Annotated in this window: 16 protein-coding genes and 1 tRNA gene; 10 read left to right on the plus strand and 7 right to left on the minus strand. The window is 27.8% G+C overall.

What is annotated here, in order from left to right; genetic code table 11:
- Nucleotides 1-214: 214 nt before the first annotated feature.
- Both DAD81_RS04070 and DAD81_RS04075 read right to left on the minus strand, forming a co-directional pair.
- Nucleotides 215-892, minus strand: coding sequence for a response regulator (locus DAD81_RS04070; protein ID WP_111706959.1), 678 nt, complete (start codon nt 890-892; stop codon nt 215-217).
- A gap of 7 nt (nt 893-899) precedes the next feature.
- Nucleotides 900-2,918, minus strand: a complete 2,019-nt coding sequence (locus tag DAD81_RS04075; RefSeq protein ID WP_111706960.1) for a tetratricopeptide repeat-containing sensor histidine kinase — start codon at nt 2,916-2,918, stop codon at nt 900-902.
- Nucleotides 2,919-3,409: 491 nt separating this feature from the next.
- Here DAD81_RS04075 and DAD81_RS04080 point away from each other — a divergent pair, with 491 nt between their 5' ends.
- Nucleotides 3,410-5,206, plus strand: a complete 1,797-nt coding sequence (locus DAD81_RS04080) for a Na/Pi cotransporter family protein (RefSeq protein ID WP_111706961.1) — start codon at nt 3,410-3,412, stop codon at nt 5,204-5,206.
- A gap of 105 nt (nt 5,207-5,311) precedes the next feature.
- Here DAD81_RS04080 and DAD81_RS04085 read toward each other — a convergent pair whose 3' ends face one another.
- Complete coding sequence (locus tag DAD81_RS04085) at nt 5,312-6,505, minus strand: porin (protein ID WP_111706962.1); 1,194 nt, start codon at nt 6,503-6,505, stop codon at nt 5,312-5,314.
- A gap of 260 nt (nt 6,506-6,765) precedes the next feature.
- Here DAD81_RS04085 and DAD81_RS04090 point away from each other — a divergent pair, with 260 nt between their 5' ends.
- From DAD81_RS04090 to DAD81_RS04105, 4 genes are all read left to right on the plus strand, one after another.
- Entirely contained in the window at nt 6,766-7,065 is a 300-nt protein-coding gene (locus DAD81_RS04090; protein ID WP_111706963.1) for a hypothetical protein, read from the plus strand.
- Between the two features lie 272 nt (nt 7,066-7,337).
- The gene (locus DAD81_RS04095) at nt 7,338-7,967 is read left to right on the plus strand and encodes a carbonic anhydrase family protein (RefSeq protein WP_111706964.1); all 630 of its coding nucleotides are present in this window, start codon (nt 7,338-7,340) and stop codon (nt 7,965-7,967) included.
- Nucleotides 7,968-8,022: 55 nt separating this feature from the next.
- On the plus strand, nt 8,023-9,885 hold the full coding sequence (locus tag DAD81_RS04100; protein WP_111706965.1) for a SulP family inorganic anion transporter: 1,863 nt from the start codon (nt 8,023-8,025) through the stop codon (nt 9,883-9,885).
- A 420-nt stretch (nt 9,886-10,305) separates the two neighbouring features.
- Nucleotides 10,306-10,653: a hypothetical protein gene (locus DAD81_RS04105; RefSeq protein ID WP_111706966.1), complete on the plus strand. Its 348-nt coding sequence runs from the start codon at nt 10,306-10,308 to the stop codon at nt 10,651-10,653.
- 297 nt (nt 10,654-10,950) lie between these two features.
- Here DAD81_RS04105 and DAD81_RS20680 read toward each other — a convergent pair whose 3' ends face one another.
- Nucleotides 10,951-11,109, minus strand: coding sequence for a hypothetical protein (locus DAD81_RS20680; RefSeq protein WP_157961075.1), 159 nt, complete (start codon nt 11,107-11,109; stop codon nt 10,951-10,953).
- 179 nt (nt 11,110-11,288) lie between these two features.
- Entirely contained in the window at nt 11,289-12,044 is a 756-nt protein-coding gene (locus DAD81_RS04110; RefSeq protein WP_157961076.1) for a LytR/AlgR family response regulator transcription factor, read from the minus strand.
- A 167-nt stretch (nt 12,045-12,211) separates the two neighbouring features.
- Between DAD81_RS04110 and DAD81_RS20685 the strand changes: the two genes are divergently transcribed.
- Complete coding sequence (locus DAD81_RS20685; RefSeq protein WP_157961077.1) at nt 12,212-12,367, plus strand: hypothetical protein; 156 nt, start codon at nt 12,212-12,214, stop codon at nt 12,365-12,367.
- A gap of 533 nt (nt 12,368-12,900) precedes the next feature.
- On the plus strand, nt 12,901-14,229 hold the full coding sequence (locus tag DAD81_RS04115; protein ID WP_111706968.1) for a sugar MFS transporter: 1,329 nt from the start codon (nt 12,901-12,903) through the stop codon (nt 14,227-14,229).
- A gap of 49 nt (nt 14,230-14,278) precedes the next feature.
- Here DAD81_RS04115 and DAD81_RS04120 read toward each other — a convergent pair.
- Nucleotides 14,279-14,360: transfer RNA gene (locus tag DAD81_RS04120), tRNA-Leu, on the minus strand.
- A gap of 121 nt (nt 14,361-14,481) precedes the next feature.
- Between DAD81_RS04120 and DAD81_RS04125 the strand changes: the two genes are divergently transcribed.
- The 3 genes from DAD81_RS04125 to pth all read left to right on the plus strand — a co-directional run bounded on the left by DAD81_RS04125 (nt 14,482) and on the right by pth (nt 16,790).
- Nucleotides 14,482-15,423: a ribose-phosphate pyrophosphokinase gene (locus tag DAD81_RS04125; protein ID WP_111706969.1), complete on the plus strand. Its 942-nt coding sequence runs from the start codon at nt 14,482-14,484 to the stop codon at nt 15,421-15,423.
- A gap of 21 nt (nt 15,424-15,444) precedes the next feature.
- Nucleotides 15,445-16,068, plus strand: coding sequence for a 50S ribosomal protein L25/general stress protein Ctc (locus DAD81_RS04130; protein ID WP_111706970.1), 624 nt, complete (start codon nt 15,445-15,447; stop codon nt 16,066-16,068).
- Between the two features lie 155 nt (nt 16,069-16,223).
- Complete coding sequence (gene pth, locus DAD81_RS04135) at nt 16,224-16,790, plus strand: aminoacyl-tRNA hydrolase (RefSeq protein ID WP_111707380.1); 567 nt, start codon at nt 16,224-16,226, stop codon at nt 16,788-16,790.
- 67 nt (nt 16,791-16,857) lie between these two features.
- Here the strand turns inward: pth and DAD81_RS04140 are convergent, their stop codons facing one another.
- Nucleotides 16,858-17,316 carry a 6-pyruvoyl trahydropterin synthase family protein gene (locus DAD81_RS04140; protein ID WP_111706971.1) on the minus strand — a complete coding sequence of 153 codons (459 nt, stop codon included), beginning with the start codon at nt 17,314-17,316 and terminating at the stop codon, nt 16,858-16,860.
- Between the last annotated feature and the right edge of the window lie 11 nt (nt 17,317-17,327).

Consider the following 17,327-nt stretch of genomic DNA (forward strand, 5'->3'; position numbering starts at 1 on the left):
TTTTTCTTAATGATTTTTTCTTTTAGGAATAATTCAAAAATAATAAGCTTTTCCCTTACTTTAAATAGATAAATTCCATAAACTTTTAAGCTAATTCAAAATTTGGTTGATAAAAGCTTTAAATATCTTAGAATTGTATTTACATTTATAAACGACTATAGGAATAATAATCAATCCCAAAGACATTTTTGTAGCAAAAAGGGTTTATTTTAAATTAAATAAACCCTTTTTCTTTTGCTTTTAGTATTAATTCTCGATCATCATTATCCAAAACTTTAAATAATTCTTTTAGATTTTTTTTCCTTTTTTCAAGTCCAGCCATAGACATTGGAATTATTTTAGGAAGATCTTTCATTTTTGTTCCAATAGACATTTCGTATAACAATTGTCTATCAATTTTATCTAATTTATAATCTATAGAAGATTGTTTTCTAAACAGTTCCAATACAGATTTACTGTAGTATGGAGAATCGTTTAAAACATTTTTTATAGAATTAACTAATTCGTCCTTATTAATATCATTTTTAATTAAAAAACCATCTGGGTTTACATTTTTCAAGATTACTTGAATTCTGTAATTATCATTAAAAGTTGTTGCAACTATTATTTTACATTTAGGTAACAACTCCTTTATTTTTACTCCAAGATCCTCTCCTGATAAATATTTTCCATCACTGGATGGCGGCAATGATATATCTAAAAAAATAATATCAAATGATTTATTTTTACTTGCAAAACTTATCTTATCAATAGCCTCATCACAATTTACTGCAATAGAAATATTAAAATTTAACTTTTCCTGCTCAGAACTTACAAATTCAAAAGCGCTTTTATATGCATCTGCTATTATTGGATGATCATCAATTAATAAAACATTATAATCTCTATTCATAATAATACTATAATATAGGGCAGTTAATATAAATGGTAGTTCCTTCGTTTATAGATGTAATTACTTTGAAAGAACCATCTAATTTACTAGCCCTTGATTTCATATTTTTTAGGCCAATTCCTTTTCTTGTTTCAGTTTCATCAAAACCTTTACCGTTATCTTTTATTACCAACTCAATATTTTTATCTATTAAATTAATTGCAACTTTTATTTTTGATGCTTCCGCGTACTTAATTACATTTTGCAAAGCTTCTTGGATAATTCTATAGAAATTAATTTTTATACTATCACTAATTAATTCCCAATGTATCTCTTCATCATTATCAAACTCCCACTCCAATCCTTCTAAATTACTCTTTTTTTCAATTAAATCTTCTATAATATTAAAGAAATCTTCTTTTGAGGATAGTATATCATTCTTTAACTCGTGTGAAATAGACCGTATTTCTTTTTCAATATTTTGAAGCTCGTCTATATATGTATCTAATTTAGTAATAGTCTCTTCGTCTCCTTTAACACTTAAAAAACCAAGCCCTAATCTTGTACCAAATATTTTACCTAAAACCCCATCATGCAAATCTTCAGAAATTCTATGCCGCTCTCTTAGCCTACCCTCTTCTAATTTTGTTTGTTGTTTTAACATTAAAGAGTAAATTTCTTCATTTGCCTTTTGTTGTTCTTTTTCAAATAACAATTCCTTATTTTTAATCCTTTGAACCCTTACTACGTAAGCAAATGAAAGAAACAAAATTGTTAAAAAACCTCCAAGAGATATAAATAATTTTTGCTGAGATAGCTTTTCTGTTTCTTGTATATATTCATCTGTTTCAAAACGAATTCTTGTAAATTTATTTCTTATTTTTCTTTCTTGTACTTGTAAACTATCATTTATTTTAACATAGTCTGTTAAATAAATTCCAGCATTTTTTTTATCAACATTTGCAAGCAGTAATAAGGTCTCTAACTTATCTCTATTATTTCCTACTTCTCCTGCCAAATTAAAAGCATCATTCGCTAATGATATCGCTTTTATTGTATCTTTTTTTAAAGCATAAAATTCTGATAAATGTCTTTTACTTACAACTACTCCCGATAAATAATTAAGGCTATCTCTAATTTTTAGGGCATTATATAAGTCGTCTTTAATATTTTCTGCATCTCCTCTTAAAAATTTTGTATAAGCAATATTATCAATAAGTGAAGCATAAAACTTAGGATCTTGATTTTTTAAATTTCTATATTCCATAGATTTATTGAAATTCTCCAGAGCTTTTCCATAATTTTTCAACTTTTGATAAACTAAGCCTAAATTACTTAAATTAACTTCTTTAGAATTTCCTACGTATTCAACTTTCTCTAAAAATTCTAATGCCTTATTATGATAATAAACAGCTTTGTCAAATTCTTCTAAATTGTAATAAATTATTCCTAAAAGATTATAGCATTGGTATAAATCCTTAAATTTATTTTCCTTCTCAAATGCTGGAATAGCCTCAAATAATGCAACTTCGCTTCCAGTATAATCTTTCATCCCAGACAGAATAAACCCCATATTAAACAACATTTTTGCCGAATAAAATTTATATTTTGGGTTATCTTTTGCTTTTTTAAAAGCACTATATGCTTTACTATAGTGAAAATATGCACTATCAACTACTTTTATATCTGTGTAATAATTTCCGTAATTCCAATATATGTAACCCATTTTAAAATAATCGGTTAATTTTAATGCTAAATCCAGAGATTCCCTATTAACCTTTATAAATAAACTATCAATATTTTGAGATTCAGCCTGAAACGCTATTTCTTCAAAATAAATTAGTTTTATAGAATCTTGATTTATTTCTGAAGTTAAATTATGCGCATTTTCTAACGCATTAGCTCTTTGGGTTAAACTAGTTTCATAAAGTTTAGATTGTTCAATCCAGTATTTAATACTATCATATTTAATTAATTCATTACTTTTAGAAGAATTAATTGAATTACTGCAACAAGAAAATATTGGTATTACAATTATGAATACCAAAACTTTAATTAATAATATGTGAATCTTTGTTTGAATTTAAACAGTATTAAATTTATTAAACAAAACTACTAAAAATGAACACTAAAAATAGAATAACTCATTATAATTTAATTCATCTTTCTTATAATGGTATACAATCTTATTTAAATACCTATTAAAAAATAAAAATGTAAAACCTGTATTAGTTTGTGAGTTATGTTTTCTGATAAAATGCTAAATTAAAAAAAATATAACATTCTAAATAACAATCTTTTAAATTAAAAACACTACCATGGTATAAAACAAAAAAATTGTGAAATAAGTTATATCTCACAATATAAGAAAAGACTTCATTTAACTTTTTTTGAATTCCAAAGTGAAAATACTTAACTTTAAACCTACAAAAAACTAATTAATATAAATTTTCAAGCTGTTGTTAGGAAGACTCAAATTAATAACCTTATGTTTATAATTAGATCTTTTATTTAAACAATTTTAACCATCAATTTTTAATGATTAGAAAAATCTTCTTTTCCATTTTTTTAGCTGCTTTAGCACTAATATTATTCTTCAATCCAAATTTTAAAACAATTGCTGCTGGGGTTGCTATTTTACTTTTTGGAATGATTTTATTAGAGGAAGGTTTTAAAGTTTTTACAAGAGGCCCACTTCAAAATATATTAAAAAAAGCAACTAACAAATTATATAAAAGTATTACCGCTGGAGCCGTTGTAACAGCCCTTATTCAATCTAGCTCATTAGTATCTGTAATTACAATTTCGTTTATAAGTGCAGGCTTAATAAGTCTTGGTGGAGGTATTGGGTTAATCTTTGGAGCAAATATTGGAAGTACTGCAACTGCATGGTTAGTAGCTGGTTTTGGTTTAAAAATTAAAATATCTGCCTTGGCAATGCCAATGATAATTTTTGGTTTAATTTTTTCATTTCAAAAAAACAGCACCTTAAAAGGAATAGGTGATGTACTTGCTGGTTTAGGCTTTTTCTTTCTTGGTATTTTCTTTATGAAAGAAGGATTTGATGTTTATAGCAAACATATAGATTTAACCCAATATGCTGTTTCAGGTTACTCAGGCGTATTATTATATACAGCTATTGGTATAATTATTACAATTATTTTACAATCTAGTGCAGCATCTTTAGTATTGGTGCTAACAGCTTTAGCCGCAGCGCAAATTGAGTATGAAAATGCGTTAGCAATGGCAATTGGGGCAAATGTAGGCACAACTATTACTGCTATCTTAGGCTCATTAAAATCTAACATAGCAGGAAAAAGACTGGCCGGGGCACATTTAATATTTAATATTTTAACGGCAATTATAGCATTAATTTTTATTTTCCCATTGGCCAACTTAGTAAACTATTTAGCTAATTTAGTTGGTATTGCAACAAACGATTACACATTGAAACTAGCAATGTTTCACACAATTTTTAATATTATTGGAGTACTTATTATGATTCCTTTTATTAAAAAACTGGAAGTTTTCTTATTGAAATTCTTTAAAGAAAGAAATGGAAAAGATATTCATGAACCTAAATATTTAAACGAGGCCATTTTAAAATTCCCAGGAACTGCAATTTCATCTTTAATAAACGAATCTAAATATTTATATAAAAATGCAGTTTTTGAAATTGTTGCTCACGGACTTAATATTCACAGAGATGATATTATTTCTGATAAAAAAATTAAAAAAATAATTAAGTCATCCACAAAAAACATGGATGTAAATGTTGAAGAACTTTACTATAGTAAAGTGAAAACAATTTATGGTGAAATTATTAAATACGCAACAACGGCCCAAAATGATCTAAAATTAACTAAGGAACAAAATAATGCCATTACTGATATAAAAATAGCTAATCGAAAAATGGTAGAAGTAATTAAAGATGTTAGAGAATTGAATAAAAACTTAACACTTTCTTTAAATTTAGACAATAAGGATCTGTTAGATGAATACAACAATTTTAGAAAAAAAATAACAAAAGTATTAAGGGTTATTTATTTGTTTAGAACTGAAGAAAATTCTAAAAAATATGCTGAAAAACTAAGTCAATTAAAAAAAGAAGCAAAAGAAAGCATTAGATTAAGTAACAAATCTATAGATAAACTAATTCGAGAAAATTTAATTTCTGTAAAAATGGCTTCTTCACTATTTAATGATAACACCAATGTAAAAGACATAAATAAGAAGTTGATTGAAGTAGCTGAATTACTGTATGGCAATAAAGATTCTCTTTTTGAAAATGGTAAAAAGAACAAAAAGTTGAAAAAGAAAGAAAAATTAACTTAAAAATCCTTCATCATTAGAAACTATTTTTAAGTTTTTATTAGACGATTTATATAAAAAAACAAGCCCCTTTAAAAGGGGCTTGTTTTTTTATATATATACCTTTTATTAAAAATGAAGCTCCACTTGTAACCTATACATTAGTTCATTATTACCACCTTTAACTTCTAGATGGCTAATATCTGTTTGAACTTTTAAATTATGACCAACAATATATTTTGACAGCCCTAAAGTATATTGATTTTCAGGATTTTTACCAGTAATATTTTTATCTAACTTAATGTTAGTATAACGCCCAGAAACTTCCCAATTATTATTCAATAAAAACCCACTTTGTAAATTTAAACCTTTTCCTACCTGCACTTCATCTCCTGTTAAAGAACCGTCAGAATTTTTTGCAAAAGGATCATCTGCATCTCTATCTGAATATTCAGCCATAAATGAAAACCCATTGTATTTAAACATTGCATCTATAAACAAAGTGTTTATGTTAGTCTCAAAAAACCCTGTATCAGTTGTCATATAAGAACCTTGATTACTTCTAGTTTTAACTGCATTATTATTATGATCATAACTTACACCTATTGCTAATTTAGGTGTTTGCTCTCTATTTAAATCAGCTCCTTTATAATCTCCTTTCCCTTCAAATTCCCCAAAAGGCAACAATTCTAATCTTCCAGTATACATATGGCCCCCCAAATTTCCTGTTGTTATATTTCTACCCTCACCTTGTGCTAATGAGAATATTTCTTTCATAACAATTTTTTTAGAAAGCTTTAATTTATGTCTTAACTGAAACCCAAAATCACGATCTATAGTAAATCTACTATTTAGTAAAGAACGATCTACTTGTTGCAAGTTAGCTGATGAAATAACACGTTCCCTGTTTCCTGGCAATTTACCTTGACCAAACCATAATTCAAAATTCTCATAAAAATTCCATTTTAACTGAGCATCTAAAATATATCTTGGTGCATTACTTGTAAATTCTGAAGCTCCCGAAAGATCTCTATTTGATAATCCCAGCTCAATTTTATACTTTAATTTAGGGCTATAAGCATAACCATCAAATTTTAAACGAGCTCTTCTTGCTAAAAAACTAGCCTCACTTTGCCCTCCTTCTTCCCAAGTTGAAGTTCCTAAAAGTTGAACTCTTAACCCAACTTTCATTGTCCAAGTGCTATCTTGACCAACTATATTTAAAAGACCTTTCCCAAATTTTGTTGGTTTAATCACCTCTTGAGAATAAGATAATGTAGCCGCAAAAAGGCATAATAACGCCAAGATAATTTTAACTTTCATAATGTATAATTTTCATTTTTGTCGTTGCAAAGAACCAACTTCTATGTTAAGTAATTGTTTCCTAATGGTTATCATATATTAAAGTTAACATTTTTTTGATATTTTGTTTTATATTATTTAATCATTTTACATCGCTCAAAAATTAATAAGAGCTTTTAAACTAAAAAAATAGCAACTTAACCCTACAATAAAGACTTTAAGATTATTTTAACAAAAAATTATTCTAAAAATGTATCTTTGTATTTCTCTTAAACTTAAATATGAAGAAAAATACAATTGCAATCTTTTTTTCAATATTATTTATTGCCTTTGTATCAATCCCTTCTATTGTAATTATACTGGATGATTCAATTGATGTTTCCATGTTCTACTCTACTTCAGAAGAAGAAAAAGGAAGTGAAAAAACAAAAGAAAATATAGTATTACTTTTTAATGAAAATTTAAGCGAAGTAAATTTAGCTTCAATAAAAATTGAAGAGAATACTGAGTATTTTTTTAAAATTTATTCAAAACCTTTTACTGGTATTATATCTCCCCCACCAGACTCATTTAAATTATAATTTCATTACATTTTTAATAAGAGATAAGCTTATTATTCTTATTTTTAGGATAAATTTAGTTATCTCAAGATTCATATAGAAATTATATTAATCTCATTAAACATAAATAACTATTACTTGACTAAAAAAACCTATGATTAAGATTTCTTGATATAGTTTTAAGGAAATTAATAATTTTCTTGTTTTCGTATGAATTTAAAAACTATTCAAAGAAATAACACCTAGCTTATTTTTAATGAGCCAAAATAACCGAACAAAAAAACAAAAACATAATGAAAGCACATACTAAAGAAACGCAAGCAACAATGACCCCTGAAAAGTCATTGCAATTTTTAAAAGAAGGAAATCGAAGATTTCAAAATAATTTAAAAGCAAACAGAAATTTATTAGAGCAGGTTAATGATACAAGTGAAGGTCAATTTCCATTTGCAACCATATTACATTGTATTGATTCTAGAGTTTCAGCAGAACTTATTTTCGACCAAGGTTTAGGAGATGTTTTTAGCATTAGAATTGCGGGTAATTTTGTAAATGAAGATATTTTAGGAAGTATGGAATTTGCTTGTAAACTTGCAGGAACAGAAGTTATTGTAGTTTTAGGACACACTAGTTGTGGAGCTGTAAAAGGAGCTTGTGATGATGCAAAATTAGGAAACTTAACTACTATGTTAGAAAAAATTAAACCTGCAGTTAACGCTGTTAAACTTCCTGAAGATAAAAGCTTACGAAATTCATCTAATAAAGAATTTGTAAATAATGTGGCTATAAAAAACGTAAATCTAACTATTGAAAGAATTTTAAAAGAAAGCCCTGTTTTGGCTGAGATGGTTACAAATGGTCAAGTTAAAATTGTAGGTGCTATGTATGATGTTAATACTGGAGCTGTTGATTTTTATGAATAAATCAATTTATAATTTTAATAATAAAACTAAGAAATAACTAAATAAAATAAAATAAATGAAAAATTTCTTTTCAAACTTTAAAGGAGATGCCTTTGGTGGAATTACAGCTGGAATTGTAGCCTTACCACTGGCATTAGCATTTGGTGTATCATCAGGTTTAGGACCAACCGCTGGGTTATATGGAGCCATTTTTATTAGCTTTTTTGCAGCTCTTTTTGGAGGTACAAACACTCAAATTTCTGGTCCAACTGCTCCGATGACCGCGGTTAGTATGGTTGTAATTGCTGGTATAATAGCTGTAAATGATGGGGATGTTAACAAAGCTTTACCTACAATACTTACAATTTTTTTATTGGCAGGTTTAATGCAAATTGGACTTGGAGTTATTGGTGTAGGTAAATATATTAGGTATATACCTTATCCCGTAGTTTCAGGATTTATGACTGCTATTGGTGTTATAATTTTAATTACACAAATTTTCCCTTCAGTTGGTTATTATCCAAAGGAAGATGTAGACTTTGTAAATCAATTTAAACCTCAAGCCGAAGAGTTAGTCTTAGAAAATATTTTAAAAGAAGAAGCAGGCGAAGGTATTTTAGTTCTTGACAATTTTAAAGAAACTATTAATAGAGCCCAAAATATTAGTGAAGATAAAATTTTAGCAGAATCTCAAACATTAGCAGCAAAAAAGGCTTCAGGTGTTATAGGTACACTAAAAATACTTCCAAGAGCGCTTAAAAGTATTAACTGGTTAGAATTAGCCCTTTCACTAGCTACCATTTTTATAATTTACGGATTTAAACGAATAACAACCGCTATTCCAAGTACACTTGTTGCTCTGGTTTTAGTTTCTGGTGTTGCAATTGCTTTTGGGTTTAATTATAGACCTATAGAACAAATACCTAGTGGATTTCCTTATCCTGTAGTAGAAATATTTACAAGTTTTAAACTTGGTAGTGTTACACCTTATGTTTTTACCGCTTTAACATTAGCTCTTTTAGGTTCAATTGACTCTTTATTAACTAGTGTTGTAGCAGATAATATGACAAAAACAAAGCACAAACCTAATAAAGAATTAATAGGTCAAGGTATTGGTAATAGTATTGGTGCAATATTTGGTGGTTTACCAGGTGCTGGTGCAACTATTAGAACTGTTGTTAACATTAATTCTGGAGGAAAAACTAGATTATCTGGTATGATTGCCGGTATTATGTTATTATTTATTTTACTTGCCTTAGGACCAATTGCATCTAAAATACCTGCCGCAGTATTAGCAGGAATACTTATTACAGTTGGATTAGGTGTAATGGATTACAAAGGTTTAAAAGCAATACCTAACTTACCTAGAGATATTAAACTTGGTCCTATTAAATTAAGTTCAGAAGTTATAACTATGCTTATTGTTTTAGTATTAGCATCAGTCTGGAATCTTGTTTATGCTGTAGGAATTGGTCTTGTAATTGCATCTTTGTCTTTTATGAAAAAAATTGGAGACTTAACAGCCAAGAGATCTAATGTTAAATCACTAAAAGAAGAGGTGTGGAAGGATGAAGTTGGGATCTTAGATCATCACAAAGAAGAAGTTTTTATTAAACATCTTAAAGGACCCTTGTTTTTTGGATCTACAAGTGATTTCCAAAGTTTAGCGGCTCAAATTCCAGATTCAGCTTCCATTGTAATAATGCGTTTAGGAAGAATGCAATATATGGATCAATCTGGATTATATGTTATGGAAGACATGTTATTAGATTTAAAAAAGAAAAACATTGATGTTGTTTTTGTAAACCTTTTAGACCAACCAAGATATATGATGGAACGTATTGATATTATCCCAGATTTTATTCCTGAGGATAGAATTTTTAAAAGTTTTAAAAAATGTATAAAATGGGTAAAAGTAACTTTAGAAGATGAAAATTAATTTCTGAAATAAATTATATAATTTATTATAAAAACAAAGACCACCAATTTCTTGGTGGTCTTTTCATTTCAAAAATTATTGTTGACAAAAACGAATATTATATGAAATGTAGGATGTATATAATTTTCAATACATATTTACAAATATTAAATAAAAATAAATATTATGCCTAAACTTATTATTATGAAATTATTAAATTTAAGCTGTTAACTATAACAATTGATAAAGATTTTTTTTAAATATCCTAATTTCTACAACATCTTCCCATTAAGCTTATCTGCTTCAATATAAACCTATTATACACTTACAAAAAAAACTTAATGTAAACTTAATGTTAAGAAAAGGTTTTTTAAGTGTTAATTCTATAAATTTGAACATAGAAGTTATAAACGAATAATTCACCTAAAAAAATCATATATTATGAAAAATTTATTAAACTTAATCTTATTATTATTTTGTGTAACGGCATTTGCTCAAGAGCAAAAAGTAGATTATAAAAAAACAGAAAATAATTTAGTTAAAGCAACTTACTATTTTACTGATAATGCATCAATAGTTGAAAGAGAAGGCTATTTCAATAAAGAAGGTAAATTACACGGCATTTGGACAAATTATGATGTAAACGGGAACAAAACAACAATTGCTTCATATAAAAACGGAACAAAGGACGGTGTTTGGACTTATATTAAAAAAGACAAAATAAATTTAGTTACTTACAACAATAATAAAATTATTAAAGTAGAAGAAAAGGCATTGGCAATTAATTAAAGTCAAATTAATGTTCTAAACAAAAAAGGGTGCTAATTAATTAGCACCCTTTTTTGTTTTTTCAATTTTACTACAATGATCTCTTCACGTAAATAAAAAAGACTATATAATTCCTTTAAAGCTTTTACTATTAAATATTTTATCTGAAAAATTACAGGTTACAAACTTAAATTTAAAACCAATGAAATTTAAACACAATAAAAAAACCAGTGAAAATGAATTCACTGGTTTAAATTTTATCTAGCATAATCTTAAACTTATATTAGGTACAACCTAAGTACAAATCAATGTAAATAATTAATCTCTTTCTCTCATTACATGAGCACCAGCTGTTTCACCTCCTGTTGCTTGCTCTTGTGCATAAAGTTGCTCATCTTCTGAAATAGAATCTGAAGTACAAGAAATAAATAATGTTGAAAATAATAAGAATGCGAAAATTAATTTGATTGATTTCATAATAAAAGGTTTTTATATTTTAATGATTTTGTTTCTCTTTAACACTGTAAAAGTATATTATAAAAACATATTTAAATACGTTTTTAACCTTTTATTAGCAAAATCGCAACATTTATTAGTGAAATCGTACTATTTATACGTGTAATTGGTTTTTAGCTATAAAAAATTAAATTGGTCTTTTAACTTACAGAAAGGTAGGAGTAATCAGATAATGATTTATTTATCTTTTTAATAGCTTCAATATAAGTTTTGGTGAAAGGCACTTCATATCTATTCCTTTTTATGGTGCATGAAAATTTCCCAAATTGAATTCTTGAAATGAAATTTTTATTAATCATATAACTCTTATGTATTCGATAAAAATTATTTGGCAGTAAATTTTCAAAAGTTTTAAGAGTTTTATAGGCATTTACAACATTACCATCATTCATATAAAAATCGGTACTATTATTATCGGCTTTTAAAAACAAAATTTCATCAGTATTAAGATATTGGTAATCTTTATACGACTTTAAACAAATACTTTTTTTTGATTGAGATGGAACCTTTTTAAGTACTTTTAAAATAGATTTCCTAATTTCCAATTCAGACAAAGGCTTCAATAAAAAATCAAAAAAACCACTTTTAATAACTTGATATAAGTTCTTTTTTGAACCTGACATAGCAATAAAAACTGGAAAATTCTCATTAAATAAATTCAACTCCCTTGCAAATTCAAAAGGATTTTCAAAAAGATTATCTACATTAAAAAAAACTAAATCTGGACTTTCTTTAAGAATTATATTCATTGCATCTTCATATATACTTGAAGTACCAATACAGTTAAATTCCATATAATCATCCAATACATTTTTAATTGTTTGAATTGATTTAGAATCGTTGTCAATTATAAAATAATTACGTATTTGAGAAGTAAATAACATATGTAATATCAAAAATACTGATTTTATTTAATAAAAAAGTACGGTTAAACCGTTCTTTTACTACGGTTTTATTTTTAAACTTTAAACTTAATAGAATTAAGTTTGCCATGTATTTGGATAAACATATAGTTTAATTCGCTAGTTTACCAATCATTTAATTTTTAATTAAAAAGTTTTAAATGAAAAATAAAATAAATAATGAAGTTTTAAAAATTAGCGGAATAAAACCTTCAACTATTGTAAATAGTAGTAATGAAGAGTCGAACATGCATTATTTAACCGAAGATAGCTACCCGAATGATATTCAAGGTTTGTTTAATCAATTAGGTATATAAAAGTACAAGCTAAAAATTAAAAAGTTTAGATTTTTTAATTAAATAATATATATTTTATTAAAATTCAGTTGCTATGAAAAATTGAATTAAACCCTGAGGATTTTTGATTCTTGGGGTTTTTAATTTAATATATTTAACTAAATAAGTTCATATAAAGTCTTTTTAAGCTTACAATAAAAAAATCTAAAAATTATTCTTCAACTCAATAAATTGAATGCTTATATTGAATTTTCTAATTTTAATATAAAGGTATTATTATTGGGATTTTATTTAAAACTTAACAACACCCATAACCTACTCATATTCAGAATTTAATAAAAAGTTAATTACCTCACTTTTTTAAACAATAACAAATCTGCTATATAAAAATCGATGAAATTACAGAATAACTTGTTTTCTTTCAACCTAAATAAGAATTATTTAGAGTTGATTCTAGAAAATTCTATATGTCTAAACTATTAAAAATACTACTTTAGAGCTTTATTCAATTTAAAGTGAAAAATAGATTTTTTAATCACCCAAAAACAAAGTCAATGTCAAACTCCCATAGAACAGATATCACTAAAAAAAATAGTACTTTAATTCCAATTCTTATAATTGCAAGCTTGTTTTTTATATTCGGCTTTGTAACTTGGATTAATGGAGCATTAATTCCTTTTATGAAAACTATTAATGAATTAACAGATGCTCAATCTTACTTAGTTGCATCGGCTTCTTATATTTCATTTGTTGTTATGGCTATTCCGGCATCCTCCATTATAGATAAAATAGGATACAGAAAAGGCATGTCTCTGGGTTTAATTGTAATGGCTATTGGAGCCTTAGTTTTTATTCCGGCAGCTGAAGCACGCACTTATTGGATATTCTTAGCAGGTATTTTTATTCAAGGAATGGGTATGACTCTTTTACAAACGGCATCCAACCCATATATTACAATATTAGGACCTATTGATAGTGCGGCAAAACGTATTGCTATTATGGGAATTGCAAATAAGGTTGCGGGCGCTCTAGGATCTATTATTTTTGGAGCTATTTTATTAACTGGAATTGGTGAAATTAAAGAAAAACTTAGCTCCGTTTCTTTAGAAGAAAAAGAAACAATTCTTGACGGTATGGCTGATAGTGTGGTTACGCCTTATATTGTAATGGCTATCGTTTTGTTTTTATTGGGAATATTAATAAGAAAAGCTCCTTTACCACATGTAGAAGCAGATCCAATTGAGGAATCAGAAGAAGGGAAAACAACAAAAACTAACATTTTTCAATTTCCACATTTATGGTTAGGTGTTTTAACTTTATTTGTTTATGTTGGAGTTGAAGTTATTGCTGGAGATACAATTATCTCCTATGGACTTTCATTGGGAATGCCACCTGAAAAAGCAAAATTTTTCACAATGCTTACATTAATGGCAATGGTAGCTACTTATGCACTAGGGGTATTTTTAATCCCTAAATATATTAGTCAAGCCTTAGCATTAAGGCTTAGTGCAATTTTAGGAATTGTTTTTACCTTTTTCGTACTTTTTACAACTGGTTTTACCTCAGTTTTATTTGTAGCTAGTTTAGGTATTGCCAATGCCTTAGTTTGGCCAGCAGTTTGGCCATTAACTTTAAAAGGATTAGGGAAATTCACCAAAACAGCTTCAGCATTATTAATTATGGCTATTTCTGGTGGAGCAATTATCCCTCCTTTATATGGTAAATTAGTTGATGGAAACAAAGCTGAATTAATAGCCAAAGGAATGAGTGAAATTGCAGCAAATGCTGAAGCTGCAACATCAAGCTATTGGATCTTACTTCCTTGCTATATTATTATTTTGTACTATGCTATTGCGGGTCATAAATTAGGTTTGAAAAAATAAACTCTTAAAAAATAAAAAAGCTGAGACCTAAATCTCAGCTTTTCTTCTGTACCTCGAGTGGGAATCGAACCCACACTCCCGAAAGAACTGGATTTTGAATCCAGCGCGTCTACCTATTCCGCCATCGAGGCTTTTAAACCGGATGCAAATTTATAAATAATTTTTGTCAAAAACCTAAAAAAAACAAGAAGTTGTTTAATAACTCTATTTTTAGTTTTAAATTTGCGCCAACAAACAACAACATAACTTAAGATGATAAACAACCAACTTACTCCAATAATCTTTGCATGCCGGCAAAGTAAGGAATTAGCAAAGAATATTGCCGAATCTTATGGACTTAAATTAGGAAATGTTAAAATTTCAACATTTAGTGATGGCGAATTTCAACCAGCTTTGGTTGACTCCGTAAGGGGAAGAAGAATATTTGTAATAGGATCAACATTTCCTAATACAGATAATTTAATGGAAATGCTATTGATTTTAGATGCCGCAAAAAGAGCTTCTGCAAGACATATTACTGCAGTAATACCTTATTTTGGTTGGGCAAGACAAGATCGTAAAGATCAACCTCGTGTTGCAATTGGAGCCAAATTAGTTGCAAATTTAATTCAAACTGCTGGAGCAACTAGAATAATGACAATGGATTTACATGCAGATCAAATTCAAGGATTTTTTGAAAAACCTGTTGATCATTTGTACGCATCAACAATATTTTTGCCATACATTCAAAAACTTGGTTTAGATAATATAACCGTTGCATCCCCTGATATGGGAGGCTCAAAAAGAGCTTATGCTTATTCTAAATACCTATCTAGTGAAGTTGTAATTTGTTACAAAGAGCGTTTAAAAGCCAATGTTATTGACACTATGGAGCTTATTGGAGAGGTTAGAGGACGCAATGTAATACTAGTTGATGATATGATTGATACTGGTGGTACGCTTGCAAAAGCAGCAGATGTAATGATGGAAAAAGGAGCTTTAAGTGTTCGTGCTGTATGTACTCATCCATTATTATCAGGCAATGCTTATGAAAAAATAGAAAACTCTAAACTAACTGAACTTATTGTTTCAGATACAATCCCTTTAAAAAGAGAGAGTTCTAAAATAAAAGTTGTATCTTGCGCCCCTTTGTTTGCGGATGTTATGCATAAAGTACAAAATTGCACATCAATTAGCGGACAATTTTTAATGTAAATAATTAATAAATATATATAAATGAAATCAATTACAATCAAAGGATCTCAAAGAGAAAGCGTGGGTAAAGTATCAACTAAGGCCTTACGTAATGCTGGAAAGGTACCTTGCGTATTATACGGAGGGGATAAACCATTACACTTTTCAGCTGACGAAATTTCGTTCAAAAAATTAGTGTATACCGCTAACGTTTATACTGCAACGATTGAATTAGAAGGAACTAAATATCATGCAATTTTGCAAGATATTCAATTTCACCCAGTATCAGATAGAATTTTACACGTAGATTTTTATCAATTATTTGATGATAAATTGGTAACAATGGAAATTCCTGTAAGATTAGCTGGTACTTCACCTGGTGTAATTAATGGTGGTTCTTTAAGTTTTGCTAAACGTAAATTAAGTGTAAGAGCATTACCTACAGATTTACCTGATTTTTTAACTGCAGATATTTCTAAATTAAAAATTGGTAGCAAATTAGTTGTTGCTGAATTAGAAAATGAAAAATTCTCAATATTACATCCTGAAAACACAGTTGTTGTTCAAGTTAGAACATCAAGAGCTGCTGTTTTAGAAGATGAAGATGGTGAAGAAGGTGAAGAAGGTGAAGAAGGAGCTGCAACTGAAGAAACTGCTGCTGAATAATTCAAAATCTTTAGATATTTTAAAAAGCGTTGCTTCGGCAGCGCTTTTTCTTTTTTAAAAAATCACTTCTTTTACTATTTTTGTGTATGAAAATTTCAGATTTAATAAAATTTTTATTCGGTAAAAGAAAAATAAATAAACCTACAGAAGACCTTATGAAAAAATTCTTGATTGTTGGCTTAGGAAATGTTGGTGTGAAATATGAAGAAACACGCCATAATATAGGTTTTAAAATTTTAGACGCTATGGCTTCAAAAGAGGATATTACTTTTGAAAGTCAAAAATTGGGTTCAATTTCTAAATTCAGATTTAAGGGTCGAACTTTTATTTTATTAAAACCTTCTACTTTTATGAATTTAAGTGGAAAAGCTGTTAAATACTGGCTTAATAAGGAAAATATTCCTTTTGAAAACTTATTAATTATTTGTGATGATTTAAATCTAGATTTTGGAGCAATAAGATTAAAAGCAAAAGGTAGTGATGGCGGCCATAATGGTTTAAAAGATATTAATGCCATTTTACAAACACAAAAATACGCTAGATATAGATTTGGCGTAAGTTCTCAATTTTCAAAAGGAAAACAGATAGATTATGTTTTAGGCGAATGGAATGATGATGAAAAAAAACTACTTCCAGAACGATTAGAGAAATCAGTTGAAATAATTAAATCTTTTGGTACTGCAGGTTTAAATAATACTATGAATACCTTCAACGGAAAATAAAGTATCCTCTTAAATCCCTTCCTAACGGGAAGGAATTTAATTAATTTAAGCTTTCCTATCAAAAAACTTAGATGGAATTTTGATCACTTGCAAACCACTCAGCATGCGAAGTTCCAGTTTCTTGTAACTTTAACGAATGTAATTTTATAGTTTCGGGTAATCTATTTTTAATTTTTTCAGAAAAATCAATCAACATCATCTCACTAGTTGGCTGATATTCAACCAAAATAACATTATGACCTCGTTTTTCTAATTCATGAGCCAATTCAATGTGAGGTGTATTTTTATTAAAAACAGTTGCATGGTCAAATTTATCTACAATTTCAGATAAGACTATTTTTTTTAAATCTCCAAAATCAATCACCATTCCGTATTTTACATTAGACACATCAATTATTGGAGTTCCAATTACAGTAACAGACAATTTATAGCTATGCCCATGTACATTTTTACATTTTCCATCATAACCATACAATGCGTGTCCTGTTTCAAAATCAAATTGTTTAGTTATTCTAATATTGCTCATTATTTTATTAT

The organism is Lutibacter citreus (assembly GCF_003260195.1).
Lineage (GTDB): Bacteria > Bacteroidota > Bacteroidia > Flavobacteriales > Flavobacteriaceae > Lutibacter > Lutibacter citreus.